The sequence below is a fragment of the Nocardia sp. NPDC050630 genome, assembly GCF_044457245.1.
GTDB lineage: Bacteria > Actinomycetota > Actinomycetes > Mycobacteriales > Mycobacteriaceae > Nocardia.
In genome coordinates, this window is record NZ_JBITGN010000003.1 from 292,212 (window position 1) to 316,527 (window position 24,316).

Below are 24,316 nucleotides of genomic sequence, written 5' to 3' on the forward strand. Positions count from 1 at the left end.
GTTCGCTGTTCTACTTGCGCTCGCCGCCAACTGCGCTGCCGCCTCGTCATCACGCGTCGTGCGCGCTCTCCCCGCTTGGACATGAACCGACGCCCTCGCGCGAGCCAGGCACCGAATGGCAGGATCACTAAGCGTGGAGGCGCAAGTGGAGACGGTTATCGATCTGGATGCCATTGCCCACAACGTGCGGGTCCTGCGTGAGTATGCGGGGGATGCGGCGGTGATGGCGGTGGTCAAGGCCGACGGCTACAACCACGGCGCCGTCGAGGTGGGGCGGGCCGCGTTGGCGGCAGGGGCGGCCGAACTCGGGGTCACCACGGTCGCCGAGGCGGTGCAGTTGCGCACCGCCGGGATCACCGCGCCGATCCTGTGTTGGCTCAATAATTCCGATGCCGACTTCGGCGCGGCGATCGAGCACGATATCGAGATCGGTGTCTCCTCGCTTGATCATCTGCGTGCGATCGAGGCCGCGGCGCGCGCAACCGGCCGAACCGCGGTCGTCTCGCTCAAGGTCGACACCGGCCTCAACCGCAACGGCATAGCACCGACCGAGTACCCGGCGGTGCTGGCGGCCCTGCGCACGCTGGTGGACGAACAGGTGGTGCGGTTCCGCGCGATCTTCTCCCACCTCGCACACGCCGACGAGCCGGAACACCCCTTCCTCGACGTCCAGCGCGACCGATTCGTCGAGGCCATCGCCGCCGCCAAGGAGCACGGCCTCGAACCGGAACTGGTCCACCTCGCGAACTCGGCTGCCACAGTCACCCGCCCGGATTTGGCGTTCGACATGGTTCGGCCCGGTATCGCGATGTACGGACTGACCCCGATACCCGAACTCGGTGAGTTCGGTCTGCGCCCAGCGATGACTTTTCAAGCGCGAGTCGCCTTGGTCAAGCAGGTCGCTGCGGGTGAGGGCGTTTCCTACGGCCACAAGTGGATCGCTCCACACGACACCACCGTCGCCCTCATCCCCGCCGGATACGCCGACGGTGTGTTCCGCCCGTTGAGCAACCGCTTCGCGGTGTGGCTCGGCGGCGCGTTGCGACCCAACGTGGGGCGCATCTGCATGGACCAGTTCGTCGTCGATCTGGGTGACAATGCCGCGGGCGTCACTGAGGGCGACACCGCGATCATGTTCGGCGCGGACCAGCCGCGCGCCCAGGACTGGGCCGATCTGCTCGGCACCATCCACTACGAGATCGTGTGCTCTCCCCACGGCCGGGTGCTACGGCGCCACATAGGGGGAATCCGATGAGATCAGTCGTCCGCGGCGGACTGGCAACCGCTGGTGTGGTCGGCGCGCTGGCCGGTGCCCACGCTTTGCGCCGCGCCGGTGCCCGCGTGCTCTGGCCCGCTCGCGTCGATGAATACCGCGACGAGAACTTCGCCCTGTTGGACGAGGACCGCTCAGGTGCGGTGGTCACCGAAGACGGTGTGTGCCTGGCCACCCGGGAATGCGGTCCGCCCAATGCGCCCGTCACGGTGATCTTCGTGCACGGCTTCTGCAACACCATGGCGTCCTACCACTTCCAGCGCCGTGACTTGGAAAAGCGGTGGGGAACAAGCGCTCGCTTGGTCTTCTTCGACCTGCGCGGTCATGGCCGCTCCGGCACCCCCACCACCGACAGCTGCACCGTCGCCCAGCTCGGTCGCGATCTGGCGGCCGTCATCGAGGCGACCACTCCGACCGGTCCGGTGGTTCTGGTGGGTCATTCGCTCGGCGGCATGGCGGTACTTGCCGCGGCGGCACAGTTCCCGGAATTGTTCGCGGCGCGGGTGATCGGCGTCGGTCTGCTCTCGACCGCCGCCGCCGAGGTCACCTCGGCGGGCATCGCGCAGCTGCTGCGTAACCCGGCCGTCGACGGCTTCCGCTTGGCCGTGCATACCGCTCCGGCATTGGTTCAGGCCGGGCGCAGCACCGTCCGGCATGTGATCACGCCGATACTGCACGTCAGTTCGTTTCATGGGCACGTCAGCCCCACTCTTTCCCGCTTCACCACGCTCATGATCGACCGCACACCCGTCGAAACGATCGTGAAGTTCCTGAAGGCGATCGAACTGCATGATGAATCGGCCGCACTGCCGACGCTCGCGGGACTGCCGGTGCTGGTGATCGGTGGCGCGCACGATGTTGTCATCCCGTTCCGCAATTCACGGGCGCTGGCACGCGAATTGCCCGATAGCGAACTCGTCCGCCTCGATGAGGCCGCCCACATGCCGCATATGCAGTTCCCGGATATCGTCAACGACGCACTCGACCGCCTACTCATGCGGGCGGGCGTGATCGAGGACACCCCATCAATCGCGGAGGTCGCCGGTGGCTGAACGGCAGCAACGGACTCTGCCCACGGTCGCCGACACCGAGGCCTTCGGTCGCGAACTCGCCGCCGGACTGGGGGCGGGTGATCTGGTGGTACTCGATGGTCCGCTCGGTGCGGGTAAAACCGCCCTGACTCGCGGCATCGCCGAGGGCCTCGGTGTGCAGGGCCGGGTCAGTTCGCCGACCTTCATCATCGCCCGCCAGCACCGGGCCGGACAGCGCCACGGCGCCGCACCGGTGCCGCTGGTGCATGTGGATGCCTACCGACTCGCCGGTGATCTGGACGAACTGGACGCCCTGGACCTCGATACCGATCTGCATCAGGCGGTCGTGGTGGTCGAGTGGGGCAAGGGTGTCGTGGAACACCTCGCTGAGCGACACCTGTACGTGCTGCTCTCGCGCGAACCGAATTCCGAAGTCCGCACCGCGATCTGGGAATGGGTCGGTTAGCTCGCGAGATGGCGGATCGTCCGGGTGCCGTAACGACCGAGTAGCTCCGCACCGCGCGCAGGTACCACCCGGTATCGTTGGGCCAATCATGCTTGTACTAGCCGTCGACACCGCGACACCCGCCGTAACAGCGGGATTGGTGGAACTGGAGCAGGCCGCATCCGGCAACCTCGCCCCGGCGCGGGTACACACCGTCGCCGCTCGCGTCCGGGTCGACGCCCGCGCCCACGCCGAGGTGCTCACCCCGCAAATCCTCGAATGCCTCTCGGAGGCAGATCGTTCCAGAGCCGATATAGAGGCCGTCGTGGTCGGCATCGGGCCGGGTCCGTTCACCGGACTACGGGTCGGCATGGCGACCGCCGCCGCCTTCGGTGACGCGCTCGGCATCCCGGTCTATGGTGTCTGCAGCCTCGATGCGATCGCCGCCGACGCGGTGCTCGAACCCTCCCTGCTGCCCGACATCACACCCGAGAGCGAACTGCTCGTGGTCACCGACGCGCGCCGTCGCGAGGTGTACTGGGCTCGCTACCGTGACGGATATCGCATCGAGGGCCCGGAGGTGAGCAAGCCAGGTGACCTGGATCCCGTGCAGGCCACCATGGTCGCCGGATCCGCCTCGCACGTCGACCTGTTCGACCTGCCCGTGCTCCCGGTCGAGACTCCGTCGCCCGCCGGTCTGGTTCGGGTCGCGGCTGCCGAACTGCTGGCGCGCACCGCGCCGGAACCATTGATCCCGCTGTACTTGCGCAGACCGGATGCGGTCGAACGGAGTTATCGCACGCTCGACCGGACGGGAGCGTGACGGCCGTGCAGCCGAGCAGACCCGTGATTCGCATCGAGCCCATGGACGTTGCGGATATCGAGCGCTGTGTCCAACTCGAGCAGCTGTTGTTCCCGGAGGACGATCCGTGGCAGGCGGTGTCGTTCCGCTCGGAACTGGCCGGGCCGCACAACCGCTATATCGTCGCGCGCGACGAGGCCGGGCGGATGGTCGGCTATGCGGGTATCGCGCTGCTCGGTGATGCCGAACATCCCGAGGCTGAAGTGCACACCATCGGCGTCGATCCCGGCTGTCATCGCGGCGGTATCGGCACGATGTTGCTCGAGGCGCTACTCGCCGAGGCCGCTGAGCGCGGCGGTCCGGTCTTCCTCGAGGTGCGCACCGACAACGCCCCCGCCATCGCGCTCTACGCCAAGCACGGCTTCCACATCATCGGCCTGCGCAAAAACTACTACCACCCCAGCGGCGCCGACGCCTACACCATGCGCAGACCGGAACTAGCCGCAAACCCGGCCTGGGGCCCGCGGCCGGCCGAATCGGCACAACCGAACGAGGTGCTGTCGTGATCGTCATGGGCATCGAAAGTTCCTGCGACGAAACGGGAGTCGGCATTGTGCGCCGGCACCCCGACGGGACCTGCGAACTACTCGCCGACGAGGTCGCCTCCAGCGTCGAACAACACGCCCGCTTCGGCGGCGTAGTCCCGGAGATCGCGTCGCGCGCACACCTCGAGGCTATCGTGCCCGCGATGCGCCGAGCACTAGCCGCCGCGGGCATCAGCAAGCCCGACGCGCTCGCGGTGACAATCGGACCGGGGCTGGCCGGTGCGCTGCTGGTCGGCGTCGCGGCCGCGAAAGCCTATGCGGCAGCGTGGGATGTGCCGTTCTACGCACTGAATCATCTCGGCGGACACGTCGCGGTGGATACTCTGGAGCACGGCCCGATGCCGCCGTGCGTCGCGCTGCTGGTCTCCGGCGGGCACACCCATCTACTGCACGTTACGGATCTATCCGAGCCGATCGTCGAACTCGGCAGCACCGTCGACGACGCGGCGGGCGAAGCCTTCGACAAGGTCGCCCGGCTACTCGGCCTCGGCTTCCCGGGCGGACCCGCGCTGGATGCCGCTGCGGCACACGGCGATCCGAAGGCCATCGCCTTCCCACGCGGTATGACCGGCCCGCGCGACCCCCGCTACGACTTCTCCTTCTCCGGTCTCAAAACCGCCGTCGCCCGCTACGTCGAGGCGGCCCAGCGCAACGGCTTCACCGCCGATGAACTGCCGATACCGGATATCGCGGCATCGTTCCAGGAATCGGTCGCCGACGTACTCACCATGAAGGCAGTCCGCGCGGCCCAGGACGTCGGCGTCGACACCTTGGTCCTCGGCGGCGGTGCCACCGCCAACTCCCGGATCCGCTCGATGGCCGAAGACCGCTGCGCCGCAGCCGGATTGCGCCTGCGCGTCCCCAAACCCCGCCTATGCACCGACAACGGCGTTATGATCGCCGCCCTCGGCGCCCACGTAACCGCCGCCGACGCCCCCCCATCCCCCCTAACCGTCGCCACCGACCCCGGCCTCCCAGTCTCCGTCAGCCAACTCGCCTAACCCCCGGGCAATCAAGATCAGGTGGCACTGGTGGCGGGTCTACTCGCGTTTTGCCGCCATGGTTTCCTCGTGATCATTCGTCCAGCCAGACTCGACTGGTGCCTGGCTTGGTCTCTCGGCGCGGGTGGTCATTCCCTGCGGGCGGCGGGGCGCGTCCTCTGTCCTTGGACCGGACCTGTTGCCTGGCTTGGTTCCTGGAGCCGGATGATCTTGGCCCCTGCCCCACGGAGTGCGTCCTCTGTGGTCGGGTCCGACCTACTGGCTGGCATGGTCCCTGGGCTCGGATGGTCTTTCCTTGTGGCCGGCGGGGCGTGTTTTCTGTCCTTGGGCCTGGATGGTCTCTCCCCGCGTCCCACTGAGCGCGCCATCAGCCTCGTACCCTGGCTCGCTCCCTCGCCCCGGATCGTCCCGGAGTAGCGTCCTCAGTCCTCAGGCCTGACCAACAACCCGACCTGCCCCGCGCTCGATCCTGAATTCGCCTTGGGCGGGAACGGGATTCGGGACTGCGCCGGTGTCTGTGTCGGCCCCGATTGAGGCGCTGACGCCGGACCGCGGTCCTGGCCCGATGACCCCGCACCCGGCGAGTTCGGATTTCCGAACAGCGGCCCGAGTAACTCGGGGAACGGGATCGGCGGCAGGTTCGGATCCGGGCGCAGCGTCGGCGCGGAAGGGGTCCCGCCAGGTGACGTGGCGGTCGAGGTGGCCGGTTGGCTGCGGTCCGGGGTGAGCGAGGGGATAGTGGCGCCGGAGGGCCGGTTGGTGCTCTCCCGGTTCGGGCCGGTGGGCGATGTGCCCGTACTCGGTGGCGCCACGGTCACCGGCGCCGTGGGTAGTTGGGCACTGCTGGTGGTGCCCGCGGGGGAGATCTCGTTGTCTCCGGTCGGCGCGAAGGTCTTCACCCCATAGCCGATGACCAGCCCGACCACCACGATCGCACCCGCCAGCGTGCCGACGACCTTGGTGAAGGTACCGACCGGCGCGTCGGCGGCACCGACCACCGGAAAAACCGATGGCTGTACCGAATCCGCCACCAGCGCGGCGCCTTTCGCGATCACCGCCTCCGGATCGTCGATGGTGTGCACCGGAACGTCCAGATCGTGTTCGAGGGTGGATAGGACGGCCGGAATATTGGCCCCGCCGCCGATCACGATTACGGCCTCTGGTGATTTCGAGGCCCGCGCGAATACCGCGGCGGCGAAGACGGCGGTCTCGCGCAACAGCTCCGAGATCAGTTCCTCGAAGTCGGCCCTGGTCAGCTTGAGCGGTTGCCCGGCGACGTGATCGATGGTCACGGCGGGCGCGATCGATAGATGTTCCTTGGCGGCGCGGCCGCGATTGGTGAGCATGCCCCGGTTGGGTCGGGTGCCGCGCCGGGCGTAGTGCAAATCGACGAGATGGTGATAGATCAGCTCGTCGATGGCGTTGCCACTGACCGCGGCGGTGCGTTCGGTGCGCAGGATGGTGGAGTCGGCCTGGTCGGCCACGGTGATGCTGAGACCGGTCGCGCCGAGATCGACGATGGCGACGGTGTCGTAGCGATCCACGAGTCCGGTGTGCCGCAAATAGGTAAGTGCGGCAGTACCTTCCGGCACCAGCCGCAGATCGCGCTGTTTGCCGGTGGCCGCACGGATCACCTGCGCCTGCTCTTTGCTGCGGTAGGCGACCGCGACGCTGGTGGGCGGGCGACCGGCGGCGGAATCGACACCGACCGATTTCGCACCGGCGAAGCGCGCACCGACCGGTTGTGCCGGAAACGCCACGTCATAGGAGAGCTGCGTGGTCGGAAGTTGGGTGGTCATCAGCTCGATCGAGGACGCCACGAGATCGCCGAGATCGGAATGGGCCGCGTCCGCGGAAACGACTCGGTAATCGAAACTCTGCGCGCCGTTGGACGCGGTAGCGACCAGCGCCGAGCACACGACCTCGTTACCGGCCGATATGCCGAGGGATGTTCGCATGTCACCTCCCTTCGAGCGGATGGTCATGGTGTCGCCGACCATCTCGAATGGACAGCCGGACAGCTCGCGTGGATGGCGAGCGATCCGGACGCGGGACCGGGCCGACCCATTGTCCGGATGGGTCGCTGGGACGGCCTTGGATCACGTGTGGTCTTGCCCTCTGGTGAAGCTTCTTGTGGAAAACGCTGGTGTTGTGACGCTGGTTCGAACTCGGTACTGACGCTGATCTTGCTCTTGCGAGCGGGTATTGCTCTGTAGCGCTTGGTGTTTCGTGACGCTTGGTGCTCCCCCACGGCGCCGGTTCGTGACGAACACGGCGAGCGGAGCACGACCGTCGTCAATACTGTCACAATCCGTTATCCGAACGTTACAGATTTGCCGAAGTCTTGGGAAGCCCTCAGACATCTGGGCGTGGCGTGGCGCACGCGTGTCGGAAAAAACGACGCGAATGCCGGGAACCAACGGTTTTGGCACAGTCCAACCTTGAGCGCTGGCACTCTCATGTATAGAGTGCTAGTCGGCACTGTGTGATGTGCGTGTGCCAGTTCGACTACTGAGCAGGGGTCCCGGCACCCGCGACGACGGGGCTGATGCGCAGGGTCGAGTTCGAGTGGCCGGCGATTGCATGCGGGGCGCTCGATACAACACCGATACCGATGGTCCGGGACAACAGTTCCGGACGACCGTAAATCCCCTGAAAGTGGAGGGCTCAACGTGGCGAGCGTGAACATCAAGCCGCTCGAGGACAAGATCCTCGTCCAGGCCAACGAGGCCGAGACGACGACGGCCTCCGGCCTGGTCATCCCCGACACGGCGAAGGAGAAGCCGCAGGAGGGCACCGTCATCGCCGTCGGCGAAGGACGCGTCACCGACAAGGGTGACCGCATCCCGGTCGACGTCAAGGAAGGCGACGTCGTCATCTACAGCAAGTACGGCGGCACCGAGATCAAGTACCAGGGCGAGGAATACCTCATCCTGTCGGCGCGCGACATCCTGGCCGTCGTCACCAAGTAGCCGATAGGCACATGCGTTCCGCCCCGGTGTCTTTCGCGACCCGGGGCGGAGTGCGTTCGGCCCAGAACACACAGGAGCTGACAAACACATGGCAAAGCAGATCGAGTTCGACGAGAAGGCTCGTCGTGCTCTCGAGCGCGGCGTCGACAAGCTCGCCGACGCGGTGAAGGTCACCCTCGGGCCGCGTGGTCGCCACGTCGTGCTCGCGAAGGCTTTCGGCGGCCCGACAGTAACCAACGACGGTGTCACCATCGCGCGCGATATCGACCTCGAGGACCCCTTCGAGAACCTCGGCGCGCAGCTGGTCAAGAGCGTCGCGACCAAGACCAACGATGTCGCCGGTGACGGCACGACCACCGCCACCGTGCTGGCCCAGGCGCTGGTGCGTGCGGGTTTGAAGAACGTTGCGGCTGGCGCGAATCCGATCGCGGTCGGTTCGGGCATCGCCAAGGCCGCCGACGCGGTCTCCGAGGCGCTGCTCGCGCTGGCCACCCCGGTCTCCGGTGAGCAGGCCATCGCACAGGTCGCCACCGTCTCCTCGCGGGACGAGGAGATCGGTGAAATGGTCGGCAAGGCGCTGACCACCGTCGGCAAGGACGGCGTCGTCACCGTCGAGGAGTCCTCGACGCTGCAGACCGAACTCGTCGTCACCGAGGGCGTGCAGTTCGACAAGGGCTACCTCTCGCCCTACTTCGTCACCGATGCCGACAGCCAGCAGGCTGTGCTCGAGGACGCCTACATCCTGCTGAACCGGGAGAAGATCAGCTCGCTGCCCGATCTGCTTCCGTTGCTGGAGAAGATCGCCGAATCCGGCAAGCCGGTGCTGATCATCGCCGAGGACGTCGAGGGCGAGGCGCTGTCCACCTTGGTGGTCAACTCGATCCGCAAGACCCTCAAGGCAGTTGCGGTGAAGGCTCCGTTCTTCGGTGACCGGCGCAAGGCCTTCCTCGACGACCTCGCCGTCGTCACCGCGGGCACCGTGGTCAATCCGGATCTGGGTATCTCACTGCGCGAGGCGGGCATCGAGGTGCTCGGCAAGGCCCGTCGCGTGGTCGTCACCAAGGACGACACCACGATCATCGACGGGGCGGGCACCGCCGAGGACATCGCGGCCCGTGGCGCACAGCTGCGGCGCGAGATCGAGGCCACCGATTCGGATTGGGATCGGGAGAAGCTCGAGGAGCGTCTGGCCAAGCTGGCCGGCGGCGTCGCGGTGATCAAGGTCGGCGCGGCCACCGAGACCGCTCTCAAGGAGCGCAAGTACCGGGTCGAGGACGCGGTGAGCGCGGCCAAGGCCGCCGTCGACGAGGGCATCGTCCCCGGTGGTGGCACCGCCCTGGTGCACGCCGCTGCCAAGCTCGTCGAACTGCGCGACTCGCTCTCCGGTGACGAGGCGATCGGCGTGGAGGCGGTGCGTACCGCACTGCGGGCGCCGCTGTACTGGATCGCCACCAACGCGGGCGTGGACGGTTCCGTGGTGGTCAGCAAGGTGGCCGACGGCAAGGAGGGCTTCAATGCCGCCACCCTCACCTACGGTGATCTGCTCACCGCCGGTGTCGTCGACCCGGTGAAGGTGACCCGTTCCGCGGTCGTGAACGCCGCGTCGGTGGCCCGGATGATCCTCACCACCGAGAGCGCCGTGGTCGACAAGCCCGCCGAAGAGGAGCATGACCACAGCCACCACGGTCACGCGCACTGAGCGCAGGCCGAAGGCAAAAGGCCCCCGGGACCGCACGTCCCGGGGGCTTTCTTTGTGAACAATATGAACGCAATGCCGCGCAAGAAGTCGAAAAATATCAATCGCGGCTTCCTCTGACCTTGTGCCGATCGGCGGCTGCCGCCGAAGTTTCGTCGCGGACCGGCGGACTGTCTCGAGCCGATTCAGGGCGTACCCGACGAGTTACCCATGGGTCAGCGAATCGGTTGTTCCGTCGGCAGTGGTGACGTGAATCGGCCGTATGGGAGAAATCTACGAGGCGACCGGTGGCTGCTCGGCGGCGATGGCGGCGAGCAATCTGGTGCGCAGGGCGGCGGGCGGCTCGGCCGCCGTCGCCTCCGCGAGAGTAGCGAGGACTTCGGCCGTCTGCTGGACTTCGGTCACGAATTCCGCGTGTAGTGCGGGGTCCTCGCCGTCGAGCACTTCCTGTACCGCATTGTGGTCTTCGTCGTCGATCGATCCGAGCGCGACGGCGTGCGCGAGATCGATCCGGGCTTCGTTCATCTCACGTCACCCCCAAACTTTTCTTCAGTCGTGTCAATCCGTCCCGTATACGGGACTTAACGGTAGGTAACCCTACGCCGAGGAAGTCGGCGACTTCCGCGTAGGTTCGCCCGCCGTAATAGGCGAGCGAAATGGCTTCCCGCTGAGTCTGTGTCAATGTCCCTAGACCCCGCTGGACGGCCTGCTGCTCGAGCCTGCGCTCTACTTCTTCGGTGACCTCATCGAATTCGTTGCCGAGAACCCTTATCCCATAAGCGACTTCGCGCAGGGTATGGGCCTGTTCGGCGCGGACCCGGTCGACGGCCCGCCGATGTGCGAGGGTCATCAACCACGTCACCGCGGATCCTTTGGTCACGTCGAAACTGGACGCGGTCCGCCAGATCTGGAGATACACCTCCTGGGTGGTCTCCTCCGCGTAGCCGGGGTCGTGAAGGACGCGTAGCACCAGGCCGAAAACGCGCGCGCACGTTCGGTCGTAGAGCTCGGCGAATGCCTCCTGGTCCGACCGGCCGCAACGTTCGAGAAGTGCGGCGAGTTCGATACTTTCGGCGGCGCGTGCCGTTACCGCAGATTCCACCCCGTTGGAAGTAACGGCGGGTGGGATGGCTTCTCTTCGGAACGAGTCGCCCTCTGCGGCCGGCGGCCGCGTTGTCACAACGCTCCATTCTGTGTCATCGGTCACTACCGTAGCGGGCCGCTATCGGACCCCGCGCGGTGGGGTATCAGCGAACCGCGTGCGGATCAGCAACTTCTCTGTAAACCTCGACACGTCAGGCGTTTCTGGCGGGGACACCCCGTGACACGCCGATGGTTTCGCGAAACGCCGTATGCACAACCGACTTCGGCTTGTGGCCATCGCCGGGTGTTTGCTAGGCATTCGGCGCGCCGCGCCACACGGATGGGAAGAAGTTGGGTTCACACGGCCATGCGACGACGGTTGCGCCGGGCGTGCATCTCGCGTTCGGTTTCGGACATACCGCCCCAGATGCCATAGGGCTCGCTGACCTTGAGCGCGTGACTGCGGCACTGCATGAGCACCGGGCAGGCCCGGCAGATCTCCTTGGCGCGCATCTCGCGTGCGGTACGGGCGCGGCCGCGTTCACCGTCCGGGTGGAAAAACACCGCGGAATCCTGGCCTCGGCAGGATCCCCGCATCTGCCAGTCCCAGACGTCCGCGTTCGGTCCGGGAAGGTGGGTCGGCATGGGCATGGTGAACTCCTCGTGGTGCGAGCTCGTCAGCGTTGTCGAGCAGTTGTTCTGCAACAGTTGTGGCCACGGCGCTGGGTCGGCGGCGTGCCATGGGCTCGCCTATTGCGGTCGCTGCAATTTCGCGCGGCGCCGACCGTGGCGATGAGCTACGTTAGGTCCAGCCGCGAAATTCCGTCAATAGTTCGATGCAGCAGTTTTCTAAATCTTAAGCTGCGAAATTTAACCTCGAAGCTGTTTACTTTTTGGATCGGTCCGGTAATACTGATCGGTTGACCAGAGGCCGAGCGGTCTTCGCATGGCGTCAGTATTCCGCATTCCCGCAGGTGGGAACGGGTTGGCGGTTGCATCCCCGAGTGGTAGCGAGTAGTCGCGGACGTGGGTCCTATCACATCGCCGACCGACCGCTGCGATGTCCGCTCGATCGGAGATGGCAGAAACGGGGCGCTCAGGTTAATTGCGCGAAACGCATGTGAATTCCGGTCACACACGCTATGTGATTGCCGGAAGTACTTTTACTTGATGGAAACATGGCTACGGCGATGAAATGCTCAATATTAGCCGGAAGTACCTGGCGGACGGTTTCTCGCGCGGGGTCGCATGCGGCACTCGGGTTAGAGTTCGGCCGTGCTCGTGCCCGCTTCCCCTATATATATCGAGTCCGCCATGCTTGCCGACGCGGCCTTCGGTACCCGCCCCGGCCGTGCCGCTACCGAGTTGCCAGCCGCCGCGAACCCGCTCGATTGCTGGTACCGGGCGGTGATTCTCGGTGGTCAGGGACGGTATGCCGCGGCACGCGAAGAGTTGCGCACGTTGCGCGAGCGCACCACCGATCCGGTGTTGCTGTCGCTGGCGGCAAGTACCGAAGGCTCGTTCCTGCGTCAGCTCGGCTGGCATGCCCGCGCGGCCGGCTATGACGGTCGCGCGGTCGCGCTGATCCTGCCGACCGAGGATGCGGTGGGTCCCGCTCGCGTGGACGCGATCTGTGACGCGCTGACCGGTCTCGCGGCCGATGCGCTCGGCATCGGCCGCTCGGCGCTCGCCACCCGCCTGCTTCGGCGCAGCCATGACGCGATGGCCCGGACGCAGTCACCGCACGGCTGGCGAACGCTGATCCGCTGGCATTGGGTCTGTGCGGAGACCGCACTCGCTTCCGGCGCCGCCGACGCTGCCGCACCCCACGCCGCGACAGCCCTCGCGCTGGCCGAGGACGCACCGTCGGTTCGGCACCGGGTCAAGTCCCGGCTCTTGGTGGCCGCGACCGCTGCGGCATCCGGTGATGTCGAACGCGCGCGCACGCTCGCCGATGCGGTTGCCGAGCAGTGCCACGAGCATGAGTTGCTCCCATTGCGTTGGGCCAGTTCGATGTTGCGCTCCGGGGTGTGCACGGGGACTCGCGCGGACGCGGCCGCGATCGATGCGCAGGAGTGCGCGCAGACCATCGGCCGTCGTGGCGGCCACTTTCGTCCCATGAGTGATTCCCGAGTCTGATCAAGACACCACCGTGTTGCCCGGATCCACGCGCTGTATCGCTATTGTTAGACCCGTTCCGCCCCTTCGGTGGAAGCACTGGTCATCACCGCCGGTGCCACTTGTAACGCCAGGAAATTCTCTGACGATGACGAACACGGGCGAAGAGTTGGACCTCGCCGTCGCTGCCGCTGCGCAGGGCGACAGATCCGCTTTAGCCCAGGTACTCGAATTGGTCCGCCCGTTGGTGGTGCGCTATTGCCGCGCGCGGATCGGCGCCGCGGAGCGTGGACAGCTCTCCGCGGACGACGTTGCGCAGGAGGTATGTCTGGCCGTGATGACAGCTCTGCCCCGGTATCAGGACCAGGGCAGGCCCTTCATGGCCTTCGTATACGGAATCGCTTCGCACAAGGTTGCCGACGCTCATCGCAACGCCGCCCGTAACAAGGCGGAGGCAATGGCCGAAGTACCAGATGTCATATCCACCGACCAGGGGCCGGAACAGCGAGCTCTCGAGTCCGAAACGAGCAGGCAGATGAATAGCTTGCTCGCGACGCTTCCTGAGAAGCATCGAGAGATTCTGATCCTGCGTTTGGTCATGGGTTTGTCAGCAGAAGAAACCGCAGTCGCCGTGGGCAGTACGGCGGGTGCGATACGCGTCGCCCAACACCGGGCGCTCGCGAAACTGAAGTCACAAGTGGCGAGGGCAGGTGAAATGTATGGCTAGGGATGGCGAGCGCGGTCGGGGCGACTGGAAGGCGCGACGTGGATCGCGAAATAGCGGTCCCTACGCCGGGAGTGGTGACACCGGTCCGGTGGACATCGCGGCGGTGCGCAGAGACGATGCGCTGATCGATGCCATTGCTAGCAACGGCCCGGTACAGACCGACAGCGCGGAGGAGTTTCAGCTCGCCTCGCTGCTCGCGGACTGGCGCGCGGAGCTGATTTCTCCGCCGCTGCCTGGGGGACCGAACCTCGATGAGATCGTCGCGGCGGTCAACCAGGAGATCGGTGCCCGGCAGGTCCGTATCGGTGCGCAGTCCGGTGGGCGACTACGGCTTATCCGTCCGATTCTCGGGACGGCTGCCGCGCTGGCTCTGGTCTTCGGTGGTCTGTCGGCGTTCTCCTATGGCGCCGCTCCGGGCGATCCGCTCTGGCGGGTCAAAGAAGTCGTGTTCAGTGAGCAGGCGCAGTCGACCGTGGTGCAGCGCGCCGACAGCGATCTGGCCAATGCGAAAGTGATGCTCGCTCAGGATAATCCGGAGCAGGCGAGGGCAAGGCTGGAGGGCGCGAAGGCGAATGCCGAGCTGATCGACGATCCGGTCAAGCGGGACAAGCGAATCAACGAATTCAACCTCTTGCTTGCGGAGTTGAACAAGATCGCTCCGGAGATCGGGAAGTCACTCGCGGCGAGCACGACACCGACGACGACATCCAACCCGGCGACAACCGACGGCACCAACCCGTCGACCACCAAGCCGTCCGGCGATGCTGGTTCGACCTCTTCGGTGGTTCCGCCGGTCGATACGAAGGTGCCGACTACGGACACGCATACTCCGGGCACGTCGACACCGTCGACAACAGTGCCGCCGGTGACCACTCCCGAACAGTCCACCCAGCCCAATCAACCGCCCCAGGCTCCGCCGACCACCCTGGTACCCAAGCCAACGGGGGTCGTGCCGAGCGCGGATTCCGGCCCACCCGTGCAACCGCCGACACATCAGCAGACGCCGCCCTTCGTGGTTCCCACGGGGTTGCCATCTTTGCCGGGGTTGCCCGGGTCGGGACCGACCACTTAATCGGAGTCGATACTCCAACAGCGCTTTGGTTCGTGAGAAGCGCTCGATCCAGCAGAAGCGCTGTGGCGGATGCATATCCGCCACTTCCGCGCGTACGTGGGTGCGCGGACATCCGAATAATCGTGCATGAACCGATCGCCGACCGGCGGTCGGCTTCTTGTATGTCAGCTATTTCACATCGCGCCCGCGCGTCAGCGCGCTGTGTGGGCGCGCGATGTCAGCTGTCGAACCCGTCGAATCCGTCGCCGTGGAAGGCCTCGTTCATCGAGGCGTCCGCGTACCCCCGGCAGTAGTCCCAGGTGACATACGCTTCCGGCATCGGGTCGTAGGCGGGTTCGTGCGGGCGCACCGTGCCGTCGACCAGCAGTTGAAGCAAATTGGCGCGCAGCATATCCCAGTCGTGGTAGTGATCTTGTCTGCAGTCTTCGCAGCTGACCACGAGTCCTCGGATGCCACGGTGCGCTAGTAGTGCCTCATACACCGCAAGGTCGGCGAGATCCTCCTCGACCGCAAGGCGCTCGTGGGGATCCAGCGGTTCGCCGGGCTCGATGGCATCGAGCGCGGCGGTCGGGTCGGAGGGGTCTCCGGCGAACGGATCCGGCGGCAAGCCAGGTGGTAGATGGTCACGCACACCCCCACGGTACGCAGAACAGGGGGCTCTTCGCCAGCTATGTGGCGCGCCAGTTTCGGTGGTGGGCTCAGTTCCGTGAGCGAGCGCAGCGGGTGAACCATAGGCACAGGCGCCCACGCGCACGACGGAGCCGAGCGTGAGCGAGGCGCAGTCGTGAGCGAGCGCAGCGAGTGAACCAAAGGCACAGGCGCCCACGCGCACGACGGAGCCGAGCGTGAGCGAGGCGCAGTCGTGAGCGTGTTTGCGGGACAGATACCATGGGTGACAGGCCCCGGCCAGTATCCGACAGCGCTGGCGGAGCCGTCACCGTCCATCCCATCAGCTTCCACGACGCCGGCCACCCCGGCGTTCGTTGCTTTCGACGTCCAGGAGGGGTCGATCCGAATGAGTAATCCCGTATCGGGCGAACGAACCACGGTCCGCCCTCCTACGGGTGGTGACGATCCGAACAAGATCGCCATGCTCGGCCTCACGTTCGACGATGTGCTGTTGCTGCCGGCCGCTTCGGATCTCATCCCGAGCACGGTGGAAACCTCCAGCCAGCTGACCCGCGAGATCCGGTTGCGCACCCCGCTCTGCAGCTCCGCCATGGACACCGTGACCGAGGCGCGGATGGCCATCTCCATGGCGCGCGCGGGCGGCATGGGTGTGCTGCACCGCAATCTGGCCGTCGCGGATCAGGCCGCACAGGTCGAGACCGTCAAGCGGTCCGAGGCGGGCATGGTCACCGACCCGGTGACCTGTCGCCCCACCGACACCCTGGCCGAGGTCGACGCGATGTGCGCCCGCTTCCGCATTTCCGGTCTGCCGGTGGTGGATGAGACCGGTGCACTTGTGGGCATTATCACCAACCGCGATATGCGCTTCGAGGTGGATCAGAACCGGCGGGTCGCCGATGTGATGACCAAGGCGCCGTTGATCACCGCGCAGGAGGGCGTCACCGCCGAGGCCGCACTCGGTCTGCTGCGCCGCCACAAGATCGAGAAGCTGCCGATCGTCGACGGGAACGGCCGGCTGCGCGGACTCATCACCGTCAAGGACTTCGTCAAGACCGATCAGTACCCGAACGCCACCAAGGACCGTGATGGCCGCCTGCTCGTCGGCGCCGCGATCGGTGTCGGCGAGGACTCCTGGTCGCGCGCCATGACTTTGGCCGATGCCGGGGTGGATGTGCTCATCGTCGATACCGCGCACGGCCATCAGGCCGGTGTGCTGCAGATGGTGACCAAGGTCAAGGCCGAGGTCGGCGACCGCATCCAGATCGTCGGCGGCAATGTGGCAACCAGGGCCGGCGCGGCCGCGTTGGTCGAGGCGGGTGCGGATGCGGTGAAGGTCGGTGTCGGTCCCGGCTCCATCTGCACGACCCGCGTGGTCGCCGGTGTCGGCGCACCGCAGATCACCGCGATCCTCGAGGCCGTCGCCGCGTGCAAACCGCACGGTGTTCCGGTGATCGCCGACGGCGGCATCCAGTTCTCCGGTGATATCGCCAAGGCCATCGCGGCCGGCGCGTCCACCGTGATGCTGGGCTCGCTGTTGGCCGGCACCGCCGAGTCGCCGGGCGAGCTGATCCTGGTAGGCGGCAAGCAGTTCAAGAGCTACCGCGGCATGGGCTCGCTGGGTGCGATGCAGGGCCGCGGGCAGGCCAAGTCCTACTCGAAGGACCGCTACTTCCAGGACGACGTGCTCGCCGAGGACAAGCTGGTGCCCGAGGGCATCGAGGGCCGGGTACCGTTCCGCGGACCGGTCAACCAGGTCATCCATCAGCTCGTCGGCGGATTGCGCGCGGCCATGGGCTACACCGGCTCGCAGTCCATCGCGGAGCTGCAGGAGGCGCAGTTCGTGCAGATCACCGCGGCCGGGCTCAAGGAGAGCCACCCGCACGACATCACGATGACCGTCGAGGCGCCCAACTACACTGGTCGCGGCTAGCCTGCTCGAGGGGTTGTGTACTGGACGGGATGTTCCGTGCATGATTGACCGTATTCGCGGTCTTCGAGGTGCATAACCCACGGCCTCGCGCAGCGTAGGGACGGGACCACGAGTCCCGGCCCGAGCTCCCGGACGTAGTCGCCTGTTCACGATCGACGGCTCGATATGCGACTACGAGGGAGCGAGTCCGTGCGAGCGGCGCTCGCGGCGTGGCAGCCGGATCGTCGAAGCGTATGCGACGCAGTCGCGAGTCTCGACGGCTCGGACGCCAGCGACTGCATGCAGGTCGCTCGACCGGGTCAGCGGGACCACGGGCGAAGCGACCACGCAGTGCTGCGGGCGCTGCTAATCCAACAGAGCCGTGAACATGCCGCGCCGGCGCGGCCGAAACTAAGGAGCACGCGTGCGCGACATGGTCGAGATCGGTATGGGTCGGACCGCCCGGCGTACCTATGAACTGGACGATGTCGATATCGTCCCGTCGCGGCGGACCCGTTCGTCGAAGCAGGTATCGCTGGCGTGGCAGTTGGACGCCTACCGGTTCGAGATCCCGTTCCTGGCGCACCCGACCGATGCGCTGGTCTCGCCGGAGTTCGCCATCGAACTCGGCAGGCACGGCGGACTCGGCGTCATCAACGGTGAGGGGCTTTGGGCCCGGCATGCCGATGTCGCCGCCAAGGTCGACCAGCTGCTCGAACTCGTCGCCAAGGGCGGTTACGAGCGTGCCGTCGGGCTGCTGCAGGAATTGCATGCCGCGCCGATGCAGCCGGATCTGCTGGCCGCCGCGGTCGCGCAGGTGCGGGCCGCCGGTGTGACGGTGGCGGTGCGGGTGAGCCCGCAGAACGCACGCGCGCTGACCCCGGCGCTGGTGCAGGCCGGGATCGACCTGCTGGTGGTGCACGGCACCATCATCTCCGCCGAACACGTCGGCGATGGTGAGCCGTTGAACCTCAAGACCTTCATCGCCGAGCTGGATGTGCCGGTGGTGGCCGGCGGCGTGAGCGACCACAAGACCGCGCTGCATCTGATGCGCACCGGCGCCGCGGGCGTCATCGTCGGCTACGGCTCCTATCCGGGCGCGACCACCACCGGTGAGGTGCTCGGCATCGGGGTGCCGATGGCGACGGCCATCGCTGATGCCGCCGCCGCGCGTCGCGACTACCTGGACGAGACGGGCGGACGCTATGTGCACGTGATCGCCGACGGTGATATCGCCACCTCGGGGCAGCTGGCCAAAGCCATCGCCTGTGGCGCCGATGCCGCCATGCTCGGCGTGCCGCTTGCGCTGGCCGCCGAGGCGCCGGGGCGCGGCTGGTACTGGCCTTCCTCGGCCGCGCATCCGTCGGTGCCGCGCGGTTCGTTGCTGCATGTGGAGGATCCGTGGGATCTGGGCGGCGAGTTGTCCGGTGATACCGGCGAGACGGTGCGCCCGAGCCTGGAGCGGGTGCTGTACGGCCCCTCCGACGACCCGTTCGGCTCGCTGAATCTCGTTGGCGGCCTCCGTCGCTCGATGGCCAAGGCCGGCTACTCCGACCTCAAGGAATTCCAGCGGGTCGGCCTCAGCGTCCGCGCGTGACCTAGCCACGCTCAGCGGGCGTGCGTCGGGACCGACCGCTCGCGGAGGAACTGCTGTATGGCGTGGTTGACCGGCTCGGGGTGGGTCATGGTGACCGCGAGCCGTGCGCCAGCGATCTCGACGAACTTCGATGCGGTCAGACCGGCGACCAGCTGCTGGGTGCGCTCGCGGGCGATACCGCTGTCGGTGGCGTGAATCACCAAGGCCGGGCAGGTGATTTCGGATAAGCGGTCGGATACCGAATCGCGGCCGAGTAGACAGCCCGCGGCGACCTCGATGCCGCGGCGGTCGCGGCCGAGCCACCGCTTGGTCCAGATCGCCCGGTACCACTCGTCATCGCCGATCAGCCAATATGCGAGCTGTTCGACGGCCTCCTGCCGGGAGCCGTCGTCATACCACTCGTCCAGGAATTTCTGGGTCGCGATGGATTGTTCGGCCGTCGGACCGTGCGCCTCGGTGCTGATCAGGATCAGCGCCGAAACCCGCTCGGGTGCGATGAGCGCGGTGCGCAGCGCGGTGAACCCCCCTTGCGCGGTGCCGCCGAATACGGCGCGTTCGACGCCGAGATGGTCGAGCACGGTGAGCGCATCGCGTGCGGCGGTCCAGTAGGTGAACGGTAGCCCCTCGTCCCTGGTACGACCGTGTCCGCGCGCATCCCAGGACACGATCCGGAATTCCGGTGCGAGCGCGGCCATCTGGGATGCGAACATCGTTCGGTCCATGAAGAATTCGTGTGCTAGTAAGACCACCGGACCGTCCCCGCCACTGTCCTCGTAGTGGATGTCGGCATCTATCGCGCGGGCGAAGGGCACGGCATGAGGATAGCCAGCGGTGCGGGGGCGCGCGGGACGATTTCGGCCGCTGACATCAAAGCCTTGCTGGCGCTCGGTTCCGATGGCAGTGATGCTGCTGTGCCGATGGTTCGCTCGCTGCGCTCCCTGCCGCCTGCGCCTCGCTGGCGCTCGGCTCCGCCGTCAGGGAGGACCCTGCTGTGCCGATGGTTAGCCCGCTGCGCTCGCTCACTAAACTGTTCGGGTGGCAGAAACCCAGAGACCGGTCCTCGTCGTCGACTTCGGCGCACAGTACGCCCAGCTGATCGCGCGGCGGGTCCGTGAATCGAGTGTGTATTCGGAGGTGATTCCGCATACTGCCACCGTGGACGAGATCGCCGACAAGCAGCCGCTCGCGGTGATTCTGTCCGGCGGACCGTCCAGCGTGTACGCCGAAGGTGCGCCGCAGCTGGACGCGCGGCTGTTCGATCTCGGCATCCCGGTCTTCGGCATCTGCTACGGCTTCCAGGCCATGGCCCAGGCGCTCGGCGGCACCGTCGCGCACACCGGCACCCGCGAATACGGCCGCACCGAGCTCAGTGCCGACGGCGGTCTGCTGCACGGTGGCCTGCCGACCAAACAGCCGGTGTGGATGAGCCACGGCGACGCGGTCACCGACGCGCCCGAGGGTTTCGAGGTCACCGGGACCAGCGCGGGCGCTCCGGTCGCCGCATTCGAGGATCGTGCCCGCAAGCTGGCCGGTGTGCAGTACCACCCGGAGGTGCTGCACTCACCGCACGGTCAGCAGGTGCTCAGCCGCTTCCTGCACGAACTCGCCGGAATCCCCGCCACCTGGACCCCGGCCAATATCGCCGAATCGCTGATCGCCTCCGTGCGCGAGCAGATCGGCGACGGCCATGCGATCTGTGGGCTGTCCGGCGGTGTGGACAGCGCGGTCGCCGCCGCACTGGTGCAACGGGCCATCGGCGAGCGACTGACCTGTGTGTTCGTCGACCACGGCCTGTTGCGGGCGGGTGAGCGCGAGCAGGTGCAGCAGGACTTTGTCGCCGCGACCGGCGCCAAGCTGGTGACCGTCGACGCGGTGGACAAGTTCCTCGGGGAGCTGAAAGGCGTCACCGATCCGGAGGAGAAGCGCAAGATCATCGGGCGGGAGTTCATCCGGTCGTTCGAGGACGCGGTCTCCGAGGTCGTCGTCGAACAGAGCGGCGGGGCCGAGCCCGAGGTCGAGTTCCTGGTGCAGGGCACGCTCTACCCGGACGTCGTCGAGTCCGGTGGCGGCAGCGGCACCGCGAATATCAAGAGCCACCACAATGTCGGCGGTCTGCCCGACGATCTGGAGTTCGACCTCGTCGAGCCGCTGCGGTTGCTGTTCAAGGACGAGGTGCGCGCGGTCGGCCGCGAACTCGGGCTGCCCGAGGAAATCGTTGCCCGCCAGCCGTTCCCGGGGCCCGGCCTGGCCATCCGTATTGTCGGCGAGGTCACCGCGGACCGCTTGGAGACGCTGCGGCAGGCCGATGCCATCGCACGCGAGGAGTTGACCGCCGCCGGGCTGGACCGCCAGATCTGGCAGTGCCCGGTGGTGTTGCTCGCGGATGTGCGCAGTGTCGGTGTGCAGGGCGACGGTCGCACCTACGGTCATCCGATCGTGCTGCGCCCGGTCTCCAGCGAGGATGCGATGACCGCGGACTGGACCCGGCTGCCCTATGACGTACTCGAGCGCATTTCCACCCGAATCACCAATGAGGTGGCCGATGTCAATCGGGTTGTCCTCGATGTGACGAGCAAGCCGCCGGGCACCATCGAATGGGAGTGACCCGCAATTGGGCCTGATTTGCCGGATTCCGGGAGTACCGTCAGCCGGGTAGACCAGTTCCCCAGGGGGTCCGGATGGCAGCGAAGAAGCCGCTCTGCACCGTCCACGCGGTCGTCGAGGCACCGTGTGGGGTGGTGGCCGCGCTGCTCACTACGGTGAGTGCCGGTCCGGTCGGTCCGGACAACGCCTTCTTCCTCGCCGACGGCCCCGATCCCGGGATGCAATTGCGCGGCGGCCCGAATGAATTTCGGGCCGCGATCGCCGGGGACCCCCATGGGATTCGGGTCGAGGTGGATCGGGCGCAGGCGATGCTCGCGGTCGAAGGGCAGCGGTGGTTTCGCGCCGAATGCCGAGTGTTGCCGCATCCGAAGGGCGCTCGGGTGATCCAGCAGATGTTCAATGTCGCGACCAGTGCGCGGTGGATGGTGCCGATGATCGCGCGCGGTGTGGAGGGTAAGCAGCGGGTCAGTATGCAGCGGCTACTCGACCGGATCAGTGAGCATTTGAGCTGCCCGGCTTATCTGGAGTAGCGGGTGGTGTGCGGCTGAGGATGAGTTGTCCGAGTAATAAGCCGCCGACGAGGTAACTGCGGCTCGGTGTCAGCGGCATCAAGCGGCCGATCGGGATTCCCGTATGGTCGGTCGGGTCGTCGTCGATGTCGAACTGTTCCATGGGCATTGGTTCTGCTCCTCCAAAGAAAATGGCCCGTCCGCCTGGACGGGCCATTCGCGTGATCAGCGGGGTCTGCGCGGGGAAATGACCAGCAGGACGCCGACCACGATGGCGGCGATCACGACGACCCAGCCGAGGGATGCCACACCGGTGGAGGTCATGGTGGACGGGCCGATGAAGGCCCAGATGCTCACGCCGAGGGCGAGCAGTCCGACGATCAGCAGAGAGACCGATGGCCCCCGCTTGGTGATGTTGTCTTCGGTGGGTTCAGCCACGGTGCACCTCCGCATTGCCGGTCCGGACATGGACTTTCAGATCGAGCACGGGTGCGCCGTCGGCATGCGGGCCGGTAATGCCGGTGGGGCAGTTGACATCTCCCAGGTTGACGGTGCAATCGCTGCGCACCGCCATATCCTCGGGCAGCAGGATCTCGGCATCGCCGAGCCCGACCGTGACCTCGACGGCCCGGTTCTCGGTCAGCTTCAGCGACCGCAGATCCAATGTGCCTGTTCCCATGGTCAACTCGTACTTCGGGGCGAGGTCGACTATCGAGGTGGGCGCCCAGGTGCGATCGCCGACGGTGGCGCTGTCGAATTCGATCGGTCCGAGCATCGAAGCCAGCACCACGAATCCAGCGAGCGGTGCGGTGAGTACGAGCAGGCCGAAGCCGCGGCGCAGGAATGCGCCGATCACCAGCCCCGACCCGATCACCGCCAGCGCCACCGCGGCGATGCGTCCGGGAGTCATCCACTCGACGCCGGAGGCGGCCAGCGCACCCGCACCGGCGGCGGCCAGGATGGCCAGGCCGAGCACCACGGGTGTGAGCCGGGAGCGAGGAGGCTTCGGCTGGGGAGCGACGATGGTGCGGGTCGGAGTGGGGTCGGGGAGGTCCCAGGCGAGTGGGGCGACGCCGAGGGGGTCCCAGGAGGGTGGGGTGAGGCCGGTAGCGTGCGCGGGTGTCGCGGACATTGTTCGGGATGGGCCAGTGCTTGTGCGCGAAGGGGATTCCGCCCGCGATGAGCTGTTGCCGCTTTCCGATGCGGCATCGGTGCCGCTCGTGCCGGATGTAGCAACAGGTTGTGCGGTGTCGCCACCTTTTGCGCCGGAGGTGGCGCTCGCGCCGGGCGTCGCGCTCGCCGTGGTGCTGATGCCGGTCGATGCGCTCACGCCCGATAGTCCGCCGGTCGTGTGCGGCGATTCGGAGCAAGCGGTTCCCGGCGTTGTTCCATCGGTGGGGGCTGTGGTCCCGGTCCGAGGCGTCGTGGTTCCTGCCTCGCTCTTGTCGAGCAGTACGGTGTCGGCATCATCCTTACGAAGCAGGATGGTGTCGGGATCGGCTGGCGTAGCGCCCGCGATCGGCGCGCCGTGCTTTTCCATCAGTTCGGTTTCGGCGTCGCTATTTTCGGCGTCCGGCAAGACAATCGGACCTGCCTGATCCGCCGCAGTGTTCGATGCCGCCGGGGCGGGGGCCTCCGGAACATATGCGTCCGGCAACTTGGTGTACGGCGTGTACACGCTGGTCTCCGGCGCGTAGAAATCACCGGGCATCGGGCGCTGTGGGAATACCGCCCCGGGGTAGCCGGTCGCGGTGAGACCACCATCGAAGCCGCCGAGTGAGCTCGTGCCGGGCGGTGGCTGTGGGGTTCGCATATGCAGCATCCACCAACCGGCCAGCATCAGCGCCATGCTGATCATGCCCGAGCCAGCCAGTCCGACGCCGACCGGTCCGATGGTGCTGACCGCGATCGCCAATGCCACGATCAGCACGATGGTCTTGGTCTGCGACTGCGAGCTGTGCCCCTTGCCGAACAGCGACTCCGCCGCCGAGAACTGCTCGCCCGCCTCGCTGAACAGCAGCCAGGCGAGCAGGTACAGCACAATGCCCGCTCCGCCGAAGATCGTCGACACCACGAGTGCGACCCGCACGAGCACCGGATCGATCCCGTAGCGCTGCCCGAACCCGGCCGCGACACCCGCGATCGGACCTTGCCGCGGCAACCGGACGGGCCGCGACTGCCACATCTGGTGAATCTGATCGCCGAAGCTCGTTTTCGTCATGGTTTCCATACTGGGCGTGAC

General features: G+C 66.6%; 24 protein-coding genes. 15 read left to right on the top strand and 9 right to left on the bottom strand.

The annotated features are described in order from the left end of the window. Positions 1-115: 115 nt before the first annotated feature. The 6 genes from alr (at position 116) to tsaD (ending at position 5,157) form a co-directional block, all read left to right on the top strand. Complete coding sequence (alr, locus tag ACIBG0_RS11515) at positions 116-1,255, top strand: alanine racemase (RefSeq protein ID WP_397031601.1); 1,140 nt, start codon at positions 116-118, stop codon at positions 1,253-1,255. Then, positions 1,252-2,325, top strand: a complete 1,074-nt coding sequence (locus tag ACIBG0_RS11520) for an alpha/beta fold hydrolase (RefSeq protein WP_397031603.1) — start codon at positions 1,252-1,254, stop codon at positions 2,323-2,325. Before alr ends, ACIBG0_RS11520 begins: the two co-directional genes overlap by 4 nt. Next, positions 2,318-2,770 (top strand): tRNA (adenosine(37)-N6)-threonylcarbamoyltransferase complex ATPase subunit type 1 TsaE, encoded by a 453-nt coding sequence (tsaE, locus tag ACIBG0_RS11525; RefSeq protein WP_397031604.1) that lies wholly within the window; start codon positions 2,318-2,320, stop codon positions 2,768-2,770. Before ACIBG0_RS11520 ends, tsaE begins: the two co-directional genes overlap by 8 nt. A gap of 88 nt (positions 2,771-2,858) precedes the next feature. After that, positions 2,859-3,572: a tRNA (adenosine(37)-N6)-threonylcarbamoyltransferase complex dimerization subunit type 1 TsaB gene (gene tsaB / locus ACIBG0_RS11530; RefSeq protein ID WP_397031605.1), complete on the top strand. Its 714-nt coding sequence runs from the start codon at positions 2,859-2,861 to the stop codon at positions 3,570-3,572. 41 nt (positions 3,573-3,613) lie between these two features. Continuing rightward, positions 3,614-4,117, top strand: a complete 504-nt coding sequence (gene rimI / locus ACIBG0_RS11535) for a ribosomal protein S18-alanine N-acetyltransferase (protein ID WP_397031606.1) — start codon at positions 3,614-3,616, stop codon at positions 4,115-4,117. Continuing rightward, positions 4,114-5,157 (top strand): tRNA (adenosine(37)-N6)-threonylcarbamoyltransferase complex transferase subunit TsaD, encoded by a 1,044-nt coding sequence (gene tsaD, locus ACIBG0_RS11540; protein ID WP_397031608.1) that lies wholly within the window; start codon positions 4,114-4,116, stop codon positions 5,155-5,157. Before rimI ends, tsaD begins: the two co-directional genes overlap by 4 nt. Before the next feature lie 422 nt (positions 5,158-5,579). Here the strand turns inward: tsaD and ACIBG0_RS11545 are convergent, their stop codons facing one another. Then, entirely contained in the window at positions 5,580-7,115 is a 1,536-nt protein-coding gene (locus ACIBG0_RS11545) for an Hsp70 family protein (RefSeq protein ID WP_397031610.1), read from the bottom strand. A 714-nt stretch (positions 7,116-7,829) separates the two neighbouring features. Between ACIBG0_RS11545 and groES the strand changes: the two genes are divergently transcribed. Both groES and groL read left to right on the top strand, forming a co-directional pair. Then, a complete protein-coding gene (gene groES / locus ACIBG0_RS11550; RefSeq protein ID WP_040686722.1) occupies positions 7,830-8,129 on the top strand; it encodes a co-chaperone GroES in 300 nt (99 codons plus the stop codon). A gap of 88 nt (positions 8,130-8,217) precedes the next feature. Continuing rightward, positions 8,218-9,828, top strand: coding sequence for a chaperonin GroEL (gene groL, locus ACIBG0_RS11555; RefSeq protein WP_397031611.1), 1,611 nt, complete (start codon positions 8,218-8,220; stop codon positions 9,826-9,828). Positions 9,829-10,098: 270 nt separating this feature from the next. Here the strand turns inward: groL and ACIBG0_RS11560 are convergent, their stop codons facing one another. From ACIBG0_RS11560 to ACIBG0_RS11570, 3 genes are all read right to left on the bottom strand, one after another. Next, positions 10,099-10,350: a hypothetical protein gene (locus ACIBG0_RS11560; RefSeq protein ID WP_397031613.1), complete on the bottom strand. Its 252-nt coding sequence runs from the start codon at positions 10,348-10,350 to the stop codon at positions 10,099-10,101. A gap of 1 nt (position 10,351) precedes the next feature. After that, positions 10,352-10,927, bottom strand: coding sequence for a sigma-70 family RNA polymerase sigma factor (locus tag ACIBG0_RS11565; protein WP_397031990.1), 576 nt, complete (start codon positions 10,925-10,927; stop codon positions 10,352-10,354). Positions 10,928-11,265: 338 nt separating this feature from the next. Beyond that, positions 11,266-11,559 carry a WhiB family transcriptional regulator gene (locus tag ACIBG0_RS11570; RefSeq protein ID WP_014981828.1) on the bottom strand — a complete coding sequence of 98 codons (294 nt, stop codon included), beginning with the start codon at positions 11,557-11,559 and terminating at the stop codon, positions 11,266-11,268. Positions 11,560-12,183: 624 nt separating this feature from the next. Between ACIBG0_RS11570 and ACIBG0_RS11575 the strand changes: the two genes are divergently transcribed. The 3 genes from ACIBG0_RS11575 to ACIBG0_RS11585 all read left to right on the top strand — a co-directional run bounded on the left by ACIBG0_RS11575 (position 12,184) and on the right by ACIBG0_RS11585 (position 14,825). Next, positions 12,184-13,047: a hypothetical protein gene (locus ACIBG0_RS11575; RefSeq protein WP_397031615.1), complete on the top strand. Its 864-nt coding sequence runs from the start codon at positions 12,184-12,186 to the stop codon at positions 13,045-13,047. 127 nt (positions 13,048-13,174) lie between these two features. Continuing rightward, on the top strand, positions 13,175-13,753 hold the full coding sequence (locus ACIBG0_RS11580) for a sigma-70 family RNA polymerase sigma factor (protein ID WP_040686727.1): 579 nt from the start codon (positions 13,175-13,177) through the stop codon (positions 13,751-13,753). Then, positions 13,746-14,825, top strand: a complete 1,080-nt coding sequence (locus tag ACIBG0_RS11585; RefSeq protein WP_397031617.1) for an anti-sigma-D factor RsdA — start codon at positions 13,746-13,748, stop codon at positions 14,823-14,825. The genes ACIBG0_RS11580 and ACIBG0_RS11585 overlap by 8 nt, the downstream gene beginning before the upstream one ends. A 217-nt stretch (positions 14,826-15,042) precedes the next feature. Here the strand turns inward: ACIBG0_RS11585 and ACIBG0_RS11590 are convergent, their stop codons facing one another. Beyond that, entirely contained in the window at positions 15,043-15,456 is a 414-nt protein-coding gene (locus ACIBG0_RS11590) for a DUF5319 domain-containing protein (RefSeq protein WP_397031619.1), read from the bottom strand. A 384-nt stretch (positions 15,457-15,840) separates the two neighbouring features. Here ACIBG0_RS11590 and guaB point away from each other — a divergent pair, with 384 nt between their 5' ends. Next, complete coding sequence (guaB, locus tag ACIBG0_RS11595) at positions 15,841-17,385, top strand: IMP dehydrogenase (RefSeq protein WP_397031621.1); 1,545 nt, start codon at positions 15,841-15,843, stop codon at positions 17,383-17,385. Positions 17,386-17,788: 403 nt separating this feature from the next. Next, a complete protein-coding gene (locus ACIBG0_RS11600; RefSeq protein WP_397031623.1) occupies positions 17,789-18,961 on the top strand; it encodes a GuaB3 family IMP dehydrogenase-related protein in 1,173 nt (390 codons plus the stop codon). Between the two features lie 11 nt (positions 18,962-18,972). Here ACIBG0_RS11600 and ACIBG0_RS11605 read toward each other — a convergent pair whose 3' ends face one another. Then, positions 18,973-19,773, bottom strand: a complete 801-nt coding sequence (locus tag ACIBG0_RS11605; RefSeq protein WP_397031624.1) for an alpha/beta fold hydrolase — start codon at positions 19,771-19,773, stop codon at positions 18,973-18,975. A 223-nt stretch (positions 19,774-19,996) separates the two neighbouring features. On the opposite strand from ACIBG0_RS11605, the gene guaA reads away from it, so the two are divergent. Both guaA and ACIBG0_RS11615 read left to right on the top strand, forming a co-directional pair. Beyond that, a complete protein-coding gene (gene guaA, locus ACIBG0_RS11610; protein WP_397031626.1) occupies positions 19,997-21,565 on the top strand; it encodes a glutamine-hydrolyzing GMP synthase in 1,569 nt (522 codons plus the stop codon). A gap of 74 nt (positions 21,566-21,639) precedes the next feature. Beyond that, on the top strand, positions 21,640-22,095 hold the full coding sequence (locus ACIBG0_RS11615; RefSeq protein ID WP_397031628.1) for a hypothetical protein: 456 nt from the start codon (positions 21,640-21,642) through the stop codon (positions 22,093-22,095). Here ACIBG0_RS11615 and ACIBG0_RS11620 read toward each other — a convergent pair. From ACIBG0_RS11620 to ACIBG0_RS11630, 3 genes are all read right to left on the bottom strand, one after another. Then, entirely contained in the window at positions 22,058-22,237 is a 180-nt protein-coding gene (locus ACIBG0_RS11620; protein WP_397031630.1) for a hypothetical protein, read from the bottom strand. The genes ACIBG0_RS11615 and ACIBG0_RS11620 overlap by 38 nt on opposite strands. 62 nt (positions 22,238-22,299) lie before the next feature. Next, positions 22,300-22,512, bottom strand: a complete 213-nt coding sequence (locus ACIBG0_RS11625; RefSeq protein WP_397031632.1) for a hypothetical protein — start codon at positions 22,510-22,512, stop codon at positions 22,300-22,302. Further along, positions 22,505-24,295 carry a PspC domain-containing protein gene (locus ACIBG0_RS11630; protein WP_397031634.1) on the bottom strand — a complete coding sequence of 597 codons (1,791 nt, stop codon included), beginning with the start codon at positions 24,293-24,295 and terminating at the stop codon, positions 22,505-22,507. The genes ACIBG0_RS11625 and ACIBG0_RS11630 overlap by 8 nt, the downstream gene beginning before the upstream one ends. Between the last annotated feature and the right edge of the window lie 21 nt (positions 24,296-24,316).